Source organism: Pseudonocardia nigra, from assembly GCF_019396355.1.
Lineage (GTDB): Bacteria > Actinomycetota > Actinomycetes > Mycobacteriales > Pseudonocardiaceae > Pseudonocardia > Pseudonocardia nigra.
In genome coordinates this window covers 13231-31234 of the sequence record NZ_JAHKRK010000004.1, presented here as the reverse complement: position 1 = coordinate 31234, position 18004 = coordinate 13231, and the positions used below count along the sequence as shown (strand labels likewise).

At 69.2% G+C, this 18004-nt stretch carries 28 protein-coding genes; 27 read left to right on the top strand and 1 reads right to left on the bottom strand.

Annotated elements, in window-relative coordinates; translation table 11 throughout:
- Positions 1 to 21 precede the first annotated feature (21 nt).
- The 26 genes from fusA (at position 22) to map (ending at position 16407) form a co-directional block, all read left to right on the top strand.
- On the top strand, positions 22 to 2127 hold the full coding sequence (gene fusA, locus KME75_RS02040) for an elongation factor G (RefSeq protein ID WP_219412776.1): 2106 nt from the start codon (positions 22 to 24) through the stop codon (positions 2125 to 2127).
- A 192-nt stretch (positions 2128 to 2319) separates the two neighbouring features.
- On the top strand, positions 2320 to 3513 hold the full coding sequence (gene tuf, locus KME75_RS02035; protein ID WP_219412775.1) for an elongation factor Tu: 1194 nt from the start codon (positions 2320 to 2322) through the stop codon (positions 3511 to 3513).
- 357 nt (positions 3514 to 3870) lie between these two features.
- Positions 3871 to 4176, top strand: coding sequence for a 30S ribosomal protein S10 (gene rpsJ / locus KME75_RS02030; RefSeq protein ID WP_003938093.1), 306 nt, complete (start codon positions 3871 to 3873; stop codon positions 4174 to 4176).
- 13 nt (positions 4177 to 4189) lie between these two features.
- Complete coding sequence (rplC, locus tag KME75_RS02025; RefSeq protein ID WP_219412774.1) at positions 4190 to 4843, top strand: 50S ribosomal protein L3; 654 nt, start codon at positions 4190 to 4192, stop codon at positions 4841 to 4843.
- The gene (gene rplD / locus KME75_RS02020) at positions 4843 to 5577 is read left to right on the top strand and encodes a 50S ribosomal protein L4 (RefSeq protein WP_219412773.1); all 735 of its coding nucleotides are present in this window, start codon (positions 4843 to 4845) and stop codon (positions 5575 to 5577) included. The genes rplC and rplD overlap by 1 nt, the downstream gene beginning before the upstream one ends.
- Complete coding sequence (rplW, locus tag KME75_RS02015; protein ID WP_219412772.1) at positions 5574 to 5873, top strand: 50S ribosomal protein L23; 300 nt, start codon at positions 5574 to 5576, stop codon at positions 5871 to 5873. Before rplD ends, rplW begins: the two co-directional genes overlap by 4 nt.
- An 11-nt stretch (positions 5874 to 5884) precedes the next feature.
- Entirely contained in the window at positions 5885 to 6718 is an 834-nt protein-coding gene (gene rplB / locus KME75_RS02010; protein ID WP_219412771.1) for a 50S ribosomal protein L2, read from the top strand.
- A gap of 15 nt (positions 6719 to 6733) precedes the next feature.
- Positions 6734 to 7015 carry a 30S ribosomal protein S19 gene (gene rpsS / locus KME75_RS02005; protein WP_020622935.1) on the top strand — a complete coding sequence of 94 codons (282 nt, stop codon included), beginning with the start codon at positions 6734 to 6736 and terminating at the stop codon, positions 7013 to 7015.
- A 36-nt stretch (positions 7016 to 7051) separates the two neighbouring features.
- Entirely contained in the window at positions 7052 to 7477 is a 426-nt protein-coding gene (rplV, locus tag KME75_RS02000) for a 50S ribosomal protein L22 (RefSeq protein WP_219412770.1), read from the top strand.
- The gene (rpsC, locus tag KME75_RS01995; RefSeq protein WP_219412769.1) at positions 7477 to 8328 is read left to right on the top strand and encodes a 30S ribosomal protein S3; all 852 of its coding nucleotides are present in this window, start codon (positions 7477 to 7479) and stop codon (positions 8326 to 8328) included. Before rplV ends, rpsC begins: the two co-directional genes overlap by 1 nt.
- Positions 8329 to 8331: 3 nt before the next feature.
- A complete protein-coding gene (rplP, locus tag KME75_RS01990) occupies positions 8332 to 8751 on the top strand; it encodes a 50S ribosomal protein L16 (protein ID WP_219412768.1) in 420 nt (139 codons plus the stop codon).
- Complete coding sequence (gene rpmC / locus KME75_RS01985; protein WP_219412767.1) at positions 8751 to 8993, top strand: 50S ribosomal protein L29; 243 nt, start codon at positions 8751 to 8753, stop codon at positions 8991 to 8993. The genes rplP and rpmC overlap by 1 nt, the downstream gene beginning before the upstream one ends.
- A complete protein-coding gene (gene rpsQ / locus KME75_RS01980; RefSeq protein WP_219412766.1) occupies positions 8990 to 9295 on the top strand; it encodes a 30S ribosomal protein S17 in 306 nt (101 codons plus the stop codon). Before rpmC ends, rpsQ begins: the two co-directional genes overlap by 4 nt.
- Complete coding sequence (rplN, locus tag KME75_RS01975) at positions 9292 to 9660, top strand: 50S ribosomal protein L14 (protein ID WP_219412765.1); 369 nt, start codon at positions 9292 to 9294, stop codon at positions 9658 to 9660. Before rpsQ ends, rplN begins: the two co-directional genes overlap by 4 nt.
- Before the next feature lies 1 nt (position 9661).
- On the top strand, positions 9662 to 9976 hold the full coding sequence (gene rplX / locus KME75_RS01970) for a 50S ribosomal protein L24 (protein WP_219412764.1): 315 nt from the start codon (positions 9662 to 9664) through the stop codon (positions 9974 to 9976).
- A 17-nt stretch (positions 9977 to 9993) separates the two neighbouring features.
- A complete protein-coding gene (rplE, locus tag KME75_RS01965; protein ID WP_219412832.1) occupies positions 9994 to 10557 on the top strand; it encodes a 50S ribosomal protein L5 in 564 nt (187 codons plus the stop codon).
- A gap of 6 nt (positions 10558 to 10563) precedes the next feature.
- Entirely contained in the window at positions 10564 to 10749 is a 186-nt protein-coding gene (locus KME75_RS01960; protein ID WP_219412763.1) for a type Z 30S ribosomal protein S14, read from the top strand.
- 68 nt (positions 10750 to 10817) lie between these two features.
- Positions 10818 to 11216, top strand: a complete 399-nt coding sequence (gene rpsH, locus KME75_RS01955) for a 30S ribosomal protein S8 (protein WP_219412762.1) — start codon at positions 10818 to 10820, stop codon at positions 11214 to 11216.
- Positions 11217 to 11228: 12 nt separating this feature from the next.
- Positions 11229 to 11768 carry a 50S ribosomal protein L6 gene (rplF, locus tag KME75_RS01950; RefSeq protein WP_219412761.1) on the top strand — a complete coding sequence of 180 codons (540 nt, stop codon included), beginning with the start codon at positions 11229 to 11231 and terminating at the stop codon, positions 11766 to 11768.
- Between the two features lie 2 nt (positions 11769 to 11770).
- Entirely contained in the window at positions 11771 to 12175 is a 405-nt protein-coding gene (gene rplR, locus KME75_RS01945) for a 50S ribosomal protein L18 (protein WP_219412760.1), read from the top strand.
- Positions 12176 to 12212: 37 nt separating this feature from the next.
- The gene (rpsE, locus tag KME75_RS01940; RefSeq protein ID WP_219412759.1) at positions 12213 to 12842 is read left to right on the top strand and encodes a 30S ribosomal protein S5; all 630 of its coding nucleotides are present in this window, start codon (positions 12213 to 12215) and stop codon (positions 12840 to 12842) included.
- Positions 12842 to 13030 (top strand): 50S ribosomal protein L30, encoded by a 189-nt coding sequence (gene rpmD / locus KME75_RS01935; RefSeq protein ID WP_219412758.1) that lies wholly within the window; start codon positions 12842 to 12844, stop codon positions 13028 to 13030. Before rpsE ends, rpmD begins: the two co-directional genes overlap by 1 nt.
- Positions 13030 to 13479 (top strand): 50S ribosomal protein L15, encoded by a 450-nt coding sequence (gene rplO / locus KME75_RS01930; RefSeq protein WP_219412757.1) that lies wholly within the window; start codon positions 13030 to 13032, stop codon positions 13477 to 13479. The genes rpmD and rplO overlap by 1 nt, the downstream gene beginning before the upstream one ends.
- A gap of 190 nt (positions 13480 to 13669) precedes the next feature.
- Positions 13670 to 14980, top strand: coding sequence for a preprotein translocase subunit SecY (secY, locus tag KME75_RS01925; RefSeq protein WP_219412756.1), 1311 nt, complete (start codon positions 13670 to 13672; stop codon positions 14978 to 14980).
- Positions 14981 to 15037: 57 nt separating this feature from the next.
- A complete protein-coding gene (locus KME75_RS01920) occupies positions 15038 to 15586 on the top strand; it encodes an adenylate kinase (RefSeq protein ID WP_219412755.1) in 549 nt (182 codons plus the stop codon).
- 26 nt (positions 15587 to 15612) lie between these two features.
- Positions 15613 to 16407: a type I methionyl aminopeptidase gene (gene map, locus KME75_RS01915; RefSeq protein WP_219412831.1), complete on the top strand. Its 795-nt coding sequence runs from the start codon at positions 15613 to 15615 to the stop codon at positions 16405 to 16407.
- A 13-nt stretch (positions 16408 to 16420) separates the two neighbouring features.
- Here the strand turns inward: map and KME75_RS01910 are convergent, their stop codons facing one another.
- Positions 16421 to 17158 (bottom strand): DUF8817 family protein, encoded by a 738-nt coding sequence (locus KME75_RS01910; RefSeq protein ID WP_219412754.1) that lies wholly within the window; start codon positions 17156 to 17158, stop codon positions 16421 to 16423.
- Between the two features lie 48 nt (positions 17159 to 17206).
- On the opposite strand from KME75_RS01910, the gene KME75_RS01905 reads away from it, so the two are divergent.
- Positions 17207 to 17983: a TetR/AcrR family transcriptional regulator gene (locus tag KME75_RS01905; protein ID WP_219412753.1), complete on the top strand. Its 777-nt coding sequence runs from the start codon at positions 17207 to 17209 to the stop codon at positions 17981 to 17983.
- The last annotated feature ends 21 nt before the right edge of the window (positions 17984 to 18004 follow it).

The window sequence follows — 18004 nt, the reverse complement described above, 5'->3', positions numbered from 1 at the left end:
GAAGAGGGAAGAGAGCTGACAGTGGCACGGGACGTGCTGACGGACCTCGGCAAGGTCCGCAACATCGGCATCATGGCCCACATCGACGCCGGCAAGACCACCACCACCGAGCGGATCCTGTTCTACACCGGGATCAACTACAAGATCGGTGAGGTCCACGACGGCGCCGCCACCATGGACTGGATGGAGGAGGAGCAGAAGCGCGGCATCACGATCACGTCCGCCGCCACCACCTGCTTCTGGAAAGACCACCAGATCAACCTGATCGACACCCCCGGGCACGTCGACTTCACCGTCGAGGTGGAGCGCAACCTGCGGGTGCTCGACGGCGCCGTCGCGGTGTTCGACGGCAAGGAAGGTGTCGAGCCGCAGTCCGAGCAGGTCTGGCGGCAGGCCACCAAGTACGACGTCCCGCGCATCTGCTTCGTCAACAAGATGGACAAGCTGGGTGCGGACTTCTACTTCACCGTCAGCACGATCAAGGAGCGGCTCGGCGCCACGCCGCTGCCGATCCAGCTGCCCATCGGCTCGGAGAACGACTTCATCGGCGTCGTCGACCTCGTCGAGATGCGGGCGCTGACGTGGCGCGGTGAGGTCCAGAAGGGCGAGGACTACGCGGTCGAGGAGATCCCGGCCGACCTCGCCGACCGCGCCGCGGAGTACCGCACGGCGCTCGTGGAGGCCGTCGCCGAGACCGACGACGAGCTCATGGAGCTCTACCTCGGCGGCGAGGAGCTCACGACCGAGCAGATCAAGCACGGCATCCGGAAGATCGTGAACAACCGCAGCGCCTACCCGGTGATGTGCGGCTCGGCGTTCAAGAACAAGGGCGTGCAGCCCCTGCTCGACGCCGTCATCGACTACCTGCCGTCGCCGATCGACCTGCCGCCGGTCGAGGGCACGCTGACCGACGGGGAGACCCCGGCCAGCCGCAAGCCGGTGAAGGACGAGCCGTTCTCGGCCCTGGCCTTCAAGATCGCTGCGCACCCGTTCTTCGGCAAGCTGACCTACGTCCGGGTGTACTCGGGCCGGGTTGCCGCGGGCTCCCAGGTCATCAACTCGACCAAGGACCGCAAGGAGCGCATCGGGAAGATCTTCCAGATGCACGCCAACAAGGAGAACCCGGTCGACGAGGCCCTTGTCGGTCACATCTACGCGGTCATCGGCCTGAAGGACACCACCACGGGCGACACGCTCTGCGACCCGCAGGCGCCGATCGTGCTGGAGTCGATGACCTTCCCGGAGCCGGTCATCCAGGTCGCGGTGGAGCCGAAGACCAAGGCCGACCAGGAGAAGCTGTCCACGGCGATCCAGAAGCTGGCCGAGGAGGACCCGACGTTCCAGGTCAGCCTGGACGACGAGACCGGCCAGACGATCCTCGCCGGCATGGGTGAGCTGCACCTCGAGGTGCTGGTCAACCGCATGAAGAGCGACTTCAAGGTCGAGGCCAACATCGGCAAGCCGCAGGTGGCCTACCGCGAGACGATCCGTCGCTCGGTCGACAAGTACGAGTACACGCACAAGAAGCAGACCGGTGGTTCGGGCCAGTTCGCCCGCGTCATCATCAAGCTCGAGCCGCTCGACACCGCGGCGGCCGACGGTGCGCTGTACGAGTTCGACAACAAGGTCACCGGTGGCCGCATCCCGCGGGAGTACATCCCGTCGGTCGACGCCGGTGCCCAGGACGCCATGCAGTACGGCGTGCTGGCGGGCTACCCGCTGGTCGGCATCAAGCTGACGCTGCTCGACGGTCAGTACCACGAGGTCGACTCGTCCGAGATGGCCTTCAAGGTCGCCGGCTCGATGGCCCTGAAGGAGGCTGCGCGCAAGGCCGACCCGGCCCTGCTCGAGCCGATGATGGCCGTCGAGGTCACCACGCCCGAGGACTACATGGGCGACGTGATCGGCGACCTGAACTCCCGCCGTGGCCAGATCCAGGCCATGGAGGAGCGGGCGGGTGCCCGCGTCGTCAAGGCGCTGGTGCCGCTCTCGGAGATGTTCGGCTACGTCGGCGACCTGCGGTCGCGGACGCAGGGCCGGGCGAACTACACGATGGTCTTCGACTCCTACGCGGAGGTCCCGACCAACGTGGCCAAGGAGATTATCGCGAAGGCAACGGGCGAGTGAGCACCGCAGCGAGCGCCAGCGAGCGAGGAGCGCCGCGAGCCCGGACGAACACTGTGAAGGCGACGGGCGAGTAGCCCCGACCGCTCGCGAGTGGCGGGTCGCGGATCGGTAAGGTCCACGGCCCGCACCACAACCGGAAGACCTGCCGTCAGCACGGCGGACACGAATCATCAAGTCCAGGAGGACACTGCAGTGGCGAAGGCGAAGTTCGAGCGGACCAAGCCGCACGTCAACATCGGCACCATTGGTCACATCGACCACGGCAAGACCACGCTGACGGCGGCCATCACGAAGGTCCTGCACGACAAGTACCCGAACCTCAACGAGGCGTCGGCGTTCGACATGATCGACAAGGCGCCGGAGGAGCGCCAGCGCGGTATCACCATCTCGATCGCGCACGTCGAGTACCAGACCGAGAAGCGGCACTACGCGCACGTCGACTGCCCCGGTCACGCCGACTACATCAAGAACATGATCACCGGTGCGGCGCAGATGGACGGCGCCATCCTGGTGGTCGCGGCCACCGACGGCCCGATGCCGCAGACGCGTGAGCACGTGCTGCTCGCCCGCCAGGTCGGCGTGCCCTACATCGTGGTGGCGCTGAACAAGGCCGACATGGTCGACGACGAGGAGATCCTCGAGCTCGTCGAGCTGGAGGTCCGCGAGCTGCTGTCGTCGCAGGACTACCCGGGCGACGACCTGCCGATCGTGCGCGTCTCGGCGCTCAAGGCCCTTGAGGGCGACGCCGAGTGGGGCGCGAAGCTGCTCGAGCTCATGGACGCCGTGGACGAGAGCATCCCGGAGCCGGAGCGCGACACCGAGAAGCCGTTCCTCATGCCCGTCGAGGACGTCTTCACCATCACCGGCCGCGGCACCGTGGTCACCGGCCGCATCGAGCGCGGCATCGTGAAGGTGAACGAGGAGGTCGAGATCGTCGGCATCCGCGAGAAGTCGACCAAGACCACCGTCACCGGTGTCGAGATGTTCCGCAAGATCCTCGACGAGGGTCGCGCGGGTGAGAACGTCGGTCTGCTGCTCCGCGGCATCAAGCGCGAGGACGTCGAGCGCGGCCAGGTCGTCGTGAAGCCCAACTCGATCACGCCGCACACGGAGTTCGAGGCGCAGGTCTACATCCTGTCCAAGGACGAGGGTGGCCGCCACACGCCGTTCTTCAACAACTACCGTCCGCAGTTCTACTTCCGGACCACGGACGTGACGGGCGTCGTGACGCTGCCGCAGGGCACCGAGATGGTCATGCCCGGCGACAACACCGCGGTCAGCGTCCAGCTGATCCAGCCGATCGCGATGGAGGAGGGCCTGCAGCTCGCCATCCGCGAGGGCGGCCGCACCGTCGGCGCCGGCCAGGTCACCAAGATCAACAAGTAACACCCCCCCGGTTGAGGGCGCCGCATCGCGGTGTGGCATCCTTGACGGGTTGCGCGTTGGGCTGCGGCGCGCCCGAACCCCGGTTCGAGCGCGCCGCATCCACGCCCAGCCCCTGAGCACAGCACCCCCCAGGGGACGCAGGTGACCCGGGGACGAATGCATGCGAGTGGCCCCAGGATCCGCTGAACACCCCCCAGTGCCAGTCGGATGCATTCGGCAGGCATGAGGATCACGGCGACACGCCCGACCTCGTGGACCGGAGCCACCACGAGTGAGACCCATCCGGGGCTCCTTGTGGGTGCACCACCCCGGAGCACGCGTACATGAGCGGCAGGAAGAAGAGGACGACCGACGACCATGGCGGGACAAAAGATCCGCATCAGGCTGAAGGCCTATGACCACGAGGCCATCGACGCCTCCGCACGCAAGATCGTCGAGACGGTCACGCGTACGGGCGCTCGGGTCGTCGGGCCGGTGCCGCTGCCGACGGAGAAGAACGTGTACTGCGTCATCCGCTCGCCGCACAAGTACAAGGACTCGCGCGAGCACTTCGAGATGCGCACGCACAAGCGGCTGATCGACATCCTCGACCCGACGCCCAAGACGGTCGACGCGCTGATGCGCATCGACCTGCCGGCCAGCGTCGACGTGAACATCCAGTAGGGCCTGACCGACGATGACTGATAGGCAAATCACCGGGATCCTGGGCACCAAGCTCGGGATGACCCAGGTCTTCGACGAGAACAACCGGGTGGTCCCGGTCACCGTGGTCCAGGCGGGCCCGAACGTGGTGACGCAGGTCCGCACGCCGGAGAACGACGGCTACACCGCCGTTCAGCTGGCCTACGGCGCGATCGACCCGCGCAAGGTGAACAAGCCGCGCACCGGCCACTTCGCCAAGGCGGGCACCACGCCGCGCCGGCACCTGGTCGAGCTGCGCACCTCCGACGCGGGCGAGTACACCGTCGGCCAGGAGGTCACGGCCGAGGTCTTCGAGGCCGGCGCCGTGGTCGACGTGGTGGGCACGAGCAAGGGCAAGGGCACCGCGGGTGTCATGAAGCGGCACGGCTTCAAGGGCCTCGGCGCGAGCCACGGCACGCAGCGCAAGCACCGTTCGCCGGGTTCCATCGGCGGGTGTGCCACCCCGGGTCGCGTCTTCAAGGGCCTGCGGATGGCCGGTCGCATGGGCACCGCGCGCACCACCACGCAGAACCTCACGGTGCACCGCGTCGACACCGACAACGGCCTGCTGCTGCTCAAGGGTGCCGTCCCCGGCCCGCGCGGCGGCCTGATCCTGGTCAAGACGGCCGCGAAGGGCGGTGCACAGTAATGACTTCCTCTGGGACGAGCGTCGAGATCCGCACCCCGGACGGGAAGGCCGACGGCAGCGTCGAGCTGCCTGCGCACGTCTTCGACGTCACGGCCAACGTGCCGCTGATGCACCAGGTCGTGGTGGCCCAGCAGGCCGCAGCGCGCCAGGGCACGCACGACACGAAGACCCGCGGCGAGGTCCGCGGTGGTGGCAAGAAGCCGTACCGCCAGAAGGGCACCGGCCGCGCCCGGCAGGGCTCGACCCGCGCGCCGCAGTTCACCGGTGGTGGCACGGTGCACGGCCCCACGCCGCGTGACTACAGCCAGAAGACCCCGAAGAAGATGAAGGCCGCCGCGCTGCGCGGTGCGCTGTCCGACCGGGCCCGTGGCGGCCTGGTGCAGGTCGTCTCCTCGGTGGTCACGGGCGACACCCCGTCCACCAAGTCCGCGCGCACCGCGCTGGAGGCCGTGGTGGGCGAGGCCGGGCGCCGCGTGCTCGCGGTCGTCGGCCGCGACGACGAGGTCAGCTGGCTCTCGCTGCGCAACCTCCCGACCGTGCACGTGATCGCCCCCGACCAGCTGAACACCTACGACGTCCTCGTCAACGACGTCGTGGTCTTCACGCGTGAGGCGCTCGATGCATTTTTGGCCGGCCCGATCGCCGCTGTGACACGGAGTTCTGGGACCCGGTCGGCGAAGGCCACGGCGCGCGAGAGCGAGCTGGTGGGCCTGGAGAAGGAGGCTGCGAAGTGATCCCCGACCCGCGGGACATCCTGCTCGCGCCGGTGGTGTCGGAGAAGAGCTACGGGCTGCTCGAGGAGCGCCAGTACACCTTCGTCGTCGCGCCGAACGCGAACAAGACCGAGATCAAGATCGCCGTGGAGAAGGTGTTCGGGGTCAAGGTGCTCAGCGTCAATACGCTGAACCGCCCGGGCAAGCGCAAGCGCTCCCGCACCGGCTACGGCAAGCGCAAGGACACGAAGCGTGCGGTCGTCACGCTCTCCGCGGAGAGCCGTGAGATCGACGTCTTCGGTGGCCGGGCGAGCTGAGGGGCGAAGCGATGGGTATTCGCAAGTACAAGCCGACGACACCCGGCCGGCGTGGGTCCAGCGTCTCCGACTTCGCTGAGATCACCCGGTCGACGCCGGAGAAGTCACTGATCCGTCCGCTGCACAGCAAGGGCGGGCGCAACGTGCACGGGCGGGTCACCACCCGGCACCAGGGCGGCGGGCACAAGCGCGCCTACCGCCTGATCGACTTCCGGCGCAACGACAAGGACGGCGTGCCGGCCAAGGTCGCGCACATCGAGTACGACCCGAACCGCACCAGCCGCATCGCGCTGCTGCACTACGCCGACGGCGAAAAGCGCTACATCCTCGCGCCGGCGAAGCTGAAGCAGGGCGACAAGGTCGAGGCGGGGCCGCGGGCCGACATCAAGGTCGGCAACAACCTGCCGCTGCGCAACATCCCCACCGGCACCGTGGTGCACGCGATCGAGCTCCGCCCCGGCGGCGGCGCGAAGATCGCCCGCTCGGCCGGCTCGGGCGTGCAGCTCGTGGCGAAGGACGGGCCGTACGCGCAGCTGCGCATGCCGTCCGGTGAGATCCGCAACGTCGACGTGCGCTGCCGCGCCACCGTCGGCGAGGTGGGCAACGCCGAGCACTCCAACATCAACTGGGGTAAGGCGGGCCGCATGCGGTGGAAGGGCAAGCGCCCGACCGTCCGCGGTGTCGCCATGAACCCGGTCGACCACCCGCACGGTGGTGGTGAGGGCAAGACCTCCGGTGGTCGCCACCCGGTGAACCCGGCCGGTAAGCCCGAGGGCCGCACGCGCCGCACCAAGCCGTCTGACAAGTTGATCGTCCGCCGGCGCCGTACCGGCAAGAAGCGCTGAGCAGGGAGGTAACCAATGCCGCGCAGCCTGAAGAAGGGCCCGTTCGTGGACGACCACCTGCTCAAGAAGGTGGACGCCCTCAACGAGTCGGGCAAGAAGACCGTGATCCGGACCTGGTCCCGCCGGTCCACCATCATCCCGGACATGATCGGCCACACGATCGCGGTGCACGACGGCCGCAAGCACGTGCCGGTCTTCGTGTCGGACTCGATGGTCGGGCACAAGCTGGGAGAGTTTGCGCCCACGCGGACCTTCCGGGGTCACATCAAGGACGACCGCAAGGCGCGCAGGCGCTGACCCGGTTCGACGTAGCGATAAGGAAGGGTGAACGGAATGGCTGAGACAACTACCAGCCAGAGCCCTGTCGCCGCGCTCGAGCCGGTTCGGGCGCGCGCGGTGGCACGGTTCGTGCACATGTCGCCGACCAAGGTCCGGCGCGTGATCGCGCTGGTCAAGGGGCGGCCGCTGCAGGAGGCTCTGGACATCCTGCGGTTCTCGCCGCAGGCTGCGGCACAGCCGCTGTACAAGCTCATCGCGAGCGCTGCGGCGAACGCCGAGAACAACCTCGACCTGGACCGCGACACCCTCGTGGTGGCCGCGGCCTACGCCGACGAGGGCCCGACGCTCAAGCGGATCCGGCCGCGCGCCCAGGGGCGCGCCTACCGGATCTTCAAGCGGACGAGCCACATCACCGTCGAGGTCGAGTCGCAGCCGACGGCCACGGCCGGCGCGCGTGGCGCGAAGGGGAGGGCCCGCTGATGGGTCAGAAGATCAACCCGCACGGGTTCCGACTCGGCATCACCACCGACTGGAAGTCGCGGTGGTACGCCGACAAGCAGTACGCCGACTACGTCAAGGAGGACGTCGAGATCCGCCGCATGCTCTCCAAGGGCATGGAGCGGGCCGGCATCTCCAAGGTGGAGATCGAGCGCACCCGCGACCGCGTGCGTGTGGACATCCACACCGCGCGTCCGGGCATCGTCATCGGCCGCCGCGGCGCCGAGGCGGACCGCATCCGCGGTCAGCTCGAGAAGCTGACCAAGAAGCAGGTCCAGCTCAACATCCTCGAGGTCAAGAACTCGGAGTCGGACGCTCAGCTCGTCGCGCAGGGTGTCGCCGAGCAGCTGTCCAACCGTGTGGCGTTCCGCCGCGCGATGCGCAAGGCGATCCAGTCGGCGATGCGCTCGCCGCAGGTCAAGGGCATCCGGGTGCAGTGCTCGGGCCGCCTCGGCGGTGCGGAGATGTCGCGCTCGGAGTTCTACCGCGAGGGTCGCGTGCCGCTGCACACGCTGCGCGCCGACATCGACTACGGCCTGTTCGAGGCCCGCACCACCTTCGGCCGGATCGGCGTGAAGGTGTGGATCTACAAGGGCGATGTCGTCGGTGGCCGCCGTGAGGGCGCTCCCGCCGCCGCGGCCGCGCCGGAGCGTCCGCGCCGCGAGCGCCCGCAGCGGCGCCGTTCGGGCGCGTCGGGCACCACCGGCTCGGGCACCGAGGCCGGGCGGGCCGCCGCCGAGCGGGCCGACGCCCCGGGCAACGAGGGTGGCATCGCCACGATCGAGGCCGACCAGGCCGCACAGCAGGTCCAGCAGCAGGGCGGGGAGGGCTGACCCATGCTGATCCCACGCAAGGTGAAGCACCGCAAGCAGCACCGGCCGCACCGCACGGGCCTGGCCACGGGCGGCACGCAGGTGAACTTCGGTGACTACGGCATCCAGGCCCTGGAGCCCGCCTACATCACCAACCGGCAGATCGAGTCGGCCCGTATCGCCATCAACCGGCACATCCGCCGTGGTGGCAAGGTCTGGATCCCGATCTTCCCGGACCGCCCGCTCACCAAGAAGCCTGCCGAGACCCGCATGGGTTCGGGTAAGGGCTCCCCGGAGAAGTGGGTGACCAACGTCAAGCCCGGCCGGGTGCTGTTCGAGATGAGCTACCCGAACGAGGAGATGGCTCGCGAGGCCCTGCGCCGCGCGATCCACAAGCTGCCGATGAAGTGCCGGATCGTGACCCGTGAGGGTGGTGACATCTGATGGCCGCCACGACCACCGCCGCCGAACTGCGCGAGCTCTCCGACGAGGAGCTCGTCCTGCGCGTGCGGGAGGCCAAGGAGGAGCTGTTCAACCTCCGGTTCCAGATGGCCACGGGGCAGCTGGACAACAACCGGCGGCTGCGTACCGTCCGGCACGACATCGCGCGGATCTACACGATCATGCGTGAGCGCGAGCTGGGCCTCTCGGCCGCCCCCGAGGAGAACGACGAGGGCGCGGCATGAGCGAAGAGACCCAGACTCAAGCTGGTAACAACATTGCGCCTCCGGCGCGGCAGCGCGGGGAGCGGAAGGTCCGTGAGGGCTACGTCGTGTCCGACAAGATGGACAAGACGATCGTGGTCACGCTCGAGGACCGCGTGAAGCACCCGCTGTACGGCAAGGTCATCCGCCGGACGAGCAAGGTCAAGGCACACGACGAGGCCAACACGGCCGGCGTCGGTGACCGCGTCCGGCTGATGGAGACCCGCCCGCTGTCGGCCACCAAGTGCTGGCGGCTGGTGGAGATCCTGGAGAAGGCGAAGTGATCCAGCAGGAGTCGCGGCTGCGCGTCGCCGACAACACCGGTGCCAAGGAGATCCTCTGCATCCGGGTGCTGGGCGGGTCGGGTCGGCGCTACGCCGGTATCGGCGACATCATCGTCGCCACGGTGAAGGACGCCATCCCCGCCGCCGGGGTGAAGCGCGGTGACGTCGTCAAGGCCGTCATCGTACGCACCGTCAAGGAGCGGCGCCGGCCGGACGGCAGCTACATCCGGTTCGACGAGAACGCTGCCGTCCTGATCAAGGACAACAACGAACCGCGGGGGACCCGCATCTTCGGCCCGGTCGGTCGTGAGCTGCGCGACAAGAAGTTCATGAAGATCATCTCCCTCGCTCCGGAGGTGCTCTGACATGAAGATCAAGAAGGGCGACACCGTCCAGGTGATCGCGGGCAAGGACAAGGGCGCGAAGGGCAAGGTCATCCAGGCCTACCCCGACCGCGACCGCGTGCTGGTCGAAGGCGTGAACCGGATCAAGAAGCACACCCGGATCAGCCAGAACCAGCGCGGTGCGCAGTCCGGCGGGATCGTCACGCAGGAGGCCGCCATCCACGTCTCGAACGTGATGCTGGTCGACGGCGACGGCAAGCCCACCCGGGTCGGCAAGAAGGTCACGGACGAGGGCAAGCGCGTCCGGATCTCCCGGCGTTCCGGGAAGGAGCTGTAATGACCTCGACTACAGCGATGACCACGGCAGAGCGCGTGGCGCCGCGGCTCAAGCAGCGCTACCGGGACGAGATCGCGGGCGAGCTGCGCGAGCAGTTCTCCTACGGCAACGTCATGCAGATCCCCGGCGTCGTGAAGGTCGTCGTCAACATGGGTGTCGGTGACGCCGCCCGTGACGCGAAGCTGATCGACGGTGCGGTCCGCGACCTGGCCACCATCACCGGCCAGAAGCCGCAGATCCGCCGGGCCACCAAGTCCATCGCGCAGTTCAAGCTGCGAGAGGGCATGCCCATCGGGGCGAAGGTGACCCTGCGGGGCGACCGGATGTGGGAGTTCCTCGACCGCCTGCTCACGATCGCGCTGCCGCGCATCCGCGACTTCCGCGGCCTCTCGGCCACGCAGTTCGACGGGCGGGGCAACTACACGTTCGGGCTCAACGAGCAGTCGATGTTCCACGAGATCGACCCGGACACGATCGACCGGCCGCGCGGCATGGACATCACGGTCGTCACCACGGCCACCACCGACGAGGAAGGCCGGGCGCTGCTGCGCAAGCTCGGCTTCCCCTTCAAGGAGAGCTGATCCGCGATGGCCAAGAAGGCGCTGATCATCAAGGCCGCGAAGAAGCCGAAGTTCGCGGTCCGCGGCTACACCCGCTGCAACAAGTGCGGCCGGCCCCGCGCCGTGCTGCGCAAGTTCGGCCTCTGCCGCGTCTGCGTCCGTGAGATGGCGCACGCCGGCGAGCTGCCGGGCGTCAACAAGAGCAGCTGGTAAGGCACTCCCTCTATCGCCACAGGCCCCCGGGATCCCGGGGGAACCAGGCGGGAAAGCAGTGACGTCACATGACGATGACCGATCCCATCGCAGACATGCTCACGCGTCTGCGCAACGCCAACTCGGCGTACCACGACCGCGTGGTCATGCCGCACTCCAAGCTCAAGGTCGCGATCGCTGAGATCCTCCAGAAGGAGGGCTACATCGCGTCGCACGCGGTCGAGGACGCCGAGGTCGGCAAGTCCCTGGTCATCGAGCTGAAGTACGGGCGCAACCGCGAGCGCAGCATCGCCGGCCTGCGCCGGGTCTCGAAGCCGGGCCTGCGGGTCTACGCGAAGTCCACGAACCTGCCCCGGGTCCTCGGCGGCCTGGGCGTCGCGATCATCTCGACGTCCAGCGGCCTGCAGACCGACCAGCAGGCCAAGAAGAACGGCGTGGGCGGGGAAGTCCTCGCCTACGTCTGGTGAGGGGGTAACACCATGTCCCGCATCGGGAAGCTGCCCGTCACCGTGCCGTCCGGGGTGGACGTGACCATCGACGGCCGCACGGTGACCGTCAAGGGGCCCAAGGGCACCCTGTCGCACACCGTGATCGAGCCGATCACCGTCGAGCGCGGGGAGGACGGCAACGTCCTCGTGAACCGCCCCGACGACGAGCGGAAGAGCAAGGCCTACCACGGCCTGTCCCGCTCGCTGGTGAACAACCTCGTCGTCGGTGTCACCGCCGGCTACGAGAAGAAGCTGGAGATCCACGGCGTCGGCTACCGCGTCGCGCTGAAGGGCTCGTCGCTGGAGTTCGCGCTCGGGTTCAGCCACCCGGTCGTGATCGAGGCGCCGGAGGGCATCACGTTCGCGGTCGAGACGCCCACCCGGTTCTCGGTGTCCGGCATCGACAAGCAGTTGGTCGGCGAGACCGCCGCCAACATCCGCAAGCTGCGCAAGCCCGACCCGTACAAGGGCAAGGGCGTGCGCTACGCCGGCGAGGTCATCCGCCGCAAGGTCGGGAAGACGGGTAAGTGAGCATGGCCGAGACGATTTCTGCGAACGCCAAGAAGCGCACTGCGTCCCAGGTGTCGGCCAAGCGCCGCACCTCGCGCGCCCGTCGGCACGCCCGCCTGCGCAAGAGGGTCGCCGGCACCGCGGAGCGTCCGCGTCTCGCGGTGAAGCGCAGCTCGCGGCACATCCTCGTGCAGCTGATCGACGACGTCGCCGGCAACACGCTGGCGTCGGCGTCGTCCCTGGAGGCCGAGGCCCGCGGGCTCGAGGGCGACAAGAAGGCCCGCGCGGCCAAGGTCGGCGAGCTCGTCGCCGCCCGTGCGCGCGAGGCCGGCGTGACCGCGGTGGTGTTCGACCGGGGTGGCTACGACTACCACGGCCGGATCGCCGCCCTGGCGGACGCCGCTCGCGAGGGCGGGCTGGAGTTCTGATGCACAACAACGTGAACAAGATGGAAGGGAACGTCTGATGCCGGGACGTGCACGGCGTGACGGCGGGGGCCCCGGGGGCGGCGACAACCGCGACCGCCGGGACCGCCGGGACGGAGGCCGTGGCGGGGCGGCCCAGGACAAGACCCCGTACATCGAGCGGCTGGTCACGATCAACCGCGTCGCGAAGGTCGTCAAGGGTGGTCGGCGCTTCAGCTTCACAGCGCTGATGATCGTCGGCGACGGCGACGGCCTCGTGGGCGTCGGCTACGGCAAGGCCAAGGAGGTGCCGGCCGCGATCGCCAAGGGCGTGGAGGAGGCGAAGAAGAACTTCTTCCGCGTCCCGCGCATCGGCGGCACGATCGTGCACCGCGTGCAGGGCGAGGCCGCTGCCGGCGTCGTGCTGCTGCGTCCGGCCAGCGCCGGTACCGGTGTCATCGCCGGTGGCCCGGTGCGTGCCGTGCTGGAGTGCGCCGGTATCCACGACGTCCTCTCGAAGTCGCTGGGCAGCGACAACGCGATCAACATCGTGCACGCCACGGTGGCCGCGCTGAAGCAGATCCAGCGTCCCGAGGAGGTGGCGGCCCGCCGTGGCCTGCCGCTCGAGGACGTCGCGCCGGCCCAGATGCTGCGCGCCCGGGCTGCCGCGGCGCAGGGTGCGAGGTCCTGATGGCCGAGAAGCTGAAGGTCACCCAGGTCCGCAGCAGCATCGGCTGCAAGCAGAACCAGCGCGCCACGCTCAAGTCGCTGGGCCTGCGCAAGATCCGCCAGACGGTCGAGCGGGATGACACCCCGCAGATCCGCGGCATGATCCACATCGTTCGCCACCTGGTGACGGTCGAGGAGGTCACCTCCTGATGAGTGCCATCAAGATCCACCACCTCCGCCCGGCCCCCGGGTCGAAGACCGAGAAGACCCGCGTCGGTCGTGGTGAGGGCGGCAAGGGCGGCAAGACCGCGGGCCGCGGTACCAAGGGCACCAAGGCCCGGAAGAACGTCTCGCCGGCCTTCGAGGGTGGGCAGATGCCGCTGCACATGCGGCTGCCCAAGCTCAAGGGCTTCAAGAACCGCTTCCGCGTCGAGTACCAGGTGGTGAACGTGGGCGATCTCGCCCAGCTGTTCCCGCAGGGCGGCGAGGTCGGCCCGGACGAGCTGGTCGAGGCCGGCGCCGTCCGGCGCAACCAGCCGGTCAAGGTGCTGGGCAACGGTGACCTGGACGGCGTCGCGCTGACCGTCAGCGCGCACGCCTTCTCGGGCAGCGCTCGTGACAAGATCACGGCCGCAGGCGGGACGGTCACCGAGCTGTAGGAGTGACCGGGTCCGTTCGGTGCGGGCCGGCGGTATCCCGCCGGTCCGCGCCGTGCGGGCGGCACGGCCGCTGTTACAGTCGTTCTCACCCCGGACGCCGCCTGGTCCGGGCGCGCGCCACGCTCACGGGCGCCGCACGTCCGCTGCGGGTCCATCGTGCAGCGGGCCACCAGTACAGGAGGATCACCGAGTGCTCAGCGCTTTTCGGTCGGCACTGACCACGCCGGATCTCCGGAAGAAGATCCTCTTCACGCTCGCGTTGGCGGCGGCCTACCGGCTCGGCGCGGCCATCCCGTCGCCCGGCGTGTCGTACCCCAATGTGCAGGAATGCATCGAGCAGGTTCAGGGCAGCGAGAACGCGAGCGTCTACTCGCTCATCAACCTGTTCTCCGGCGGTGCGCTACTGCAACTGTCGATCTTTGCGCTCGGCATCATGCCGTACATCACGGCGAGCATCATCGTCCAGCTGCTCACCGTGGTGATCCCGCGGTTCGAGCAGTTGAAGAAGGAAGGGCAGTCGGGTCAGAACAAGCTGACCCAGTACACCCGCTATCTCACGATCGCGCTGGCCGTCCTGCAGGCCACCGGCATCGTGGCGCTCGCCGACCGCGGACAGTTGCTCGTCGGGTGCACGCTGCCGGTGATCCCGGACTCCGACGTGTTCCGCCTCTCGGTCATCGTGATCGTGATGACGGCGGGCACCGCGGTCGTCATGTGGCTGGGCGAGCAGATCACCGAGCGTGGCATCGGCAACGGCATGTCGCTGCTCATCTTCACCTCGATCGCGGCGCGCATCCCGTCCGAGGGTGGCAACATCCTCACCAACTCGGGCGGCCTGGTGTTCGCCGGCATCTGCGTCTTCGCTCTCGCCATCCTCGCCAGCGTCGTGTTCGTGGAGCAGGGCCAGCGCCGTATCCCGGTGCAGTACGCCAAGCGCATGGTCGGCCGCCGCATGTACGGCGGCACGTCCACCTACCTGCCGCTCAAGGTCAACCAGGCCGGTGTCATCCCGGTCATCTTCGCCTCCTCGCTGCTCTACCTGCCCACGCTCATCTCTCAGCTCGTGGGCAGCGCGAGTGGCGGGCTGCAGCAGTTCGTCCAGACGTATCTGGTCGACCAGTCGAGCTGGGTGCACATCACCCTCTACATCGCGCTGATCATCTTCTTCACGTACTTCTACGTCGGCATCACGTTCAATCCCGACGAACGTGCCGAGGAGATGAAGAAGTTCGGCGGCTTCATCCCCGGCATCCGCCCGGGCCGACCGACGGCCGAGTACCTGCAGTTCGTGCTCTCGCGCATCACGTTGCCCGGCTCGCTGTACCTCGGCGTCGTCGCCGTGATTCCCAACTTCTTCCTCGGCATCACCGGCACCGGCCAGAACCAGAACTTCCCGTTCGGCGGGGTCGCAGTACTGATCATGGTCGGGGTGGGGCTGGACACGGTCAAGCAGATCGAGAGCCAGCTGATGCAGCGCAACTACGAGGGTTTCCTTCGCTGACGTCCGCCCAGCGGATCGTCGGTCGTCGAAGTTCGGGTTCAGGGAGGTCGGTGTCGCGTGCGACTCGTGCTGGTCGGTCCGCCGGGAGCGGGCAAGGGCACCCAGGCGGTGCGTCTCGCGGAGCGTCTCGACGTACCGCACATCTCCACCGGGGATCTCTTCCGGGCCAACCTCAAGAACGAGACCGAGCTCGGGGTCGAGGCCAAGCGGTACATGGATGCCGGTGAGCTGGTGCCGGACGCCGTCACCGTCGCGATGGTGCGCGAACGGCTCAACTCCGACGACGCCGCCAAGGGGTTCATCCTCGACGGGTTCCCGCGCACCGGGAGCCAGGCGGTGTCGCTCGGCGAGCTGCTGACGGAGCGGGGCGAGGACCTCGACGCCGTCGTGGAGTTCCGGGTGCCGGAGGACGAGCTGGTGCAGCGTCTGCTCGTCCGCGGCCGCGACGACGACACCGAGGACGTCATCCGTCGCCGCCAGCAGATCTACCGTGACGAGACGGCCCCGCTGCTCGCGCACTACGCGGACCGGCTCGTCACCATCGACGCCGTCGGCACGGTCGAGGAGATCACCGACCGGGTGTCCGACGCGCTCCGGTCGCGGTGACCGGCGGCAAGAGCGGGGTCCGCGGCATGCTGGCCCGCTGGCGGGGCCGGGACATCGAGCTCAAGACCCCGGGCGAGCTGGACGCGATGCGCGTCGCGGGCGCGCTCGTCGCGCGCACTCTCGCCGCGGTCACCGAGCGGGCCCGGCCGGGAGTGAGCACCGGCGAGCTGGACGCGCTGGCCGAGGAGACCATCCGTGGGGCGGGCGCCGTCCCGTCGTTCCTGGGCTACCACGGGTACCCGGCGTCGATCTGCGCGTCGGTGAACGAGCAGATCGTGCACGGCATCCCGGCGCGCACCCAGGTGCTCGCCGACGGCGACCTGCTGTCGGTCGACTGCGGGGCCGTCCTGGAGGGCTGGCACGGGGACGCGGCGGTGACGATCGCGGTCGGCGCGGTGTCCGATGCCGACCTCGCGCTGTCCGCGGCCTGTGAGGCCGCGCTGCACGCCGGGATCGCCGCGGTGCTGCCCGGTGGGCGGCTCTCGGACATCTCCCACGCGGTACAGGTCGCCACCGAGGCCGCGGGCCGGCGCGACGGCGTGGAGTACGGGATCGTCGCCGAGTACGGCGGGCACGGGATCGGCACGTCGATGCACATGGACCCGTTCCTGCCCAACTACGGCGACCCGGGGCACGGCCCCCGGCTGCGGCCGGGAATGGCCCTCGCGGTGGAGCCGATGCTCACCGCCGGCGACCCGGAGACGCTGGAGCTCGAGGACGGCTGGACCGTGGTGACCGCCGACGGCAGCCGTGCGGTGCACTGGGAGCACAGCGTCGCGGTCACCGAGGACGGCCCGCGAATCCTCACCCTGCCCGCCTGACCCGGACGTTCCATCAGGAGCCCGGCGCGGCGGCCAGCTCGGCCGCGGCCGCGAGATCGGTGGCGAGTGCTTCGCGATCGGTCGCGGACAGCTCCAGTGCATTGATCTCCGCGAGCAGCGCGGCCGCAGCGGCGTGGTCGCCGATGCGCTGCCGTAGCTCGGCGAGGTAGACCAGTGCCGGCAGGCGCTGGGCGGGCGGTGAGTCGGCGTGCCGGGCGAGCCCGGTCTCGAGCATGCGGATGCCCGCGGCCTCGTCGCCGTGGGAGTCGGCCTGGCGGGCGGCGGCGGCCACGACCTGGGCGATCCGTCCCTCGGACGGCGCCGGTCGGTCCTGTGGTCCGCCGTCCAGGTCGTCGTCGGAGCCGGTTCGCTGCCGGCTGATCCGCAGCCAGTTGCCCCCGGGGTCGACGACCATGAACCCGCCGCGGGTGCCCTGCATCCGGCGCGGGCGGGTCATCCGCGGGATCCCGGAGATCGGCACCTTCCAGAACGCGGCGCGCAGCCCGGCGGCGAACGCCGCGTGCAGGGCTCCCGTGTCCGGGACGAGCACGATCACCGTGCCCATCGACTCGGCCGGATCGAACTCGGGAACGGCGAAGAAGTGCAGCTCGATCCCGTCGCGCCGGACCGCGGCGTACGGGTTGGGGCGCTGCTGGTGGTAGGTCACGTCGAACCCGAGCGCCGTGTAGAAGGGCAGGATGTCGTCGAGGTTCCGGCAGGGCAGGCCGGGGATGACGGATTCGGCGGGCATCACGACACCGTACGGTGTTCGGAGTATTTGCGGAAGGAGGTTCGCGGCGTGGAGTACGCGGGACGTGGCGATCCGGCGCGGACGATGGCGCTGCTCTGGGACGGAGCGCCCGTGCCCAGGCGCGGGCCGCGGCAACGGCTCGACCTTCCGCGGATCGTCGACGCCGCGATCGCCGAGGCCGACCGCGGCGGGCCTGCCGCGCTCTCGATGCGGGCGCTCGCGCAGACCCTCGGCATCGGCCCGGCGTCGCTGTACACCTACGTGCCGGGCAAGGCGGAACTGCTGGAGCTGATGGTCGACCGGGTCGTGGGCGCCCAACCCCTGCCCACGGCGGACGCCGGGTGGCGGACCGGACTGCACGACCTCGCCACGTCCGACCTCGCTGTGTACCGGTCCCACCCCTGGCTGCTACAGGTGGCCACGTCGCGCACGGTGTTCGGTCCGCACGTCCTCGCCCGCTACGACGCCGCGCTGGCCCTGCTCGACGGGCTCGGGCTGGCGGCGGTCGAGGTCACGGGGTGCGTCGCGACGGTCGAGTCCTGCACCCGGGGGGCCGCGTCGGCGGTCGTCGAGGCCGAGCAGGCGCCGCTGCGGACCGGCAGCAGTGACGACGAGTGGTGGGAGCGGCGCGCCCCGCTGCTCGGCGAGCGCATGAACAACCGCTTCCCGCGGCTCGCCGCGCTGGAGGAAGCCGGGGCGTTCACGGTGTCGGACTCCGCGCTGCCCTACACGCTGCAGCGGGCGCTGGACCGCTTCGCCTTCGGGCTCGGTCTCGTCCTCGACGCGATCCAGGTGCGGATCGACGCGACCGGGCTGCCGGCCTGAATCGGTTGAGCGCGATCTGTG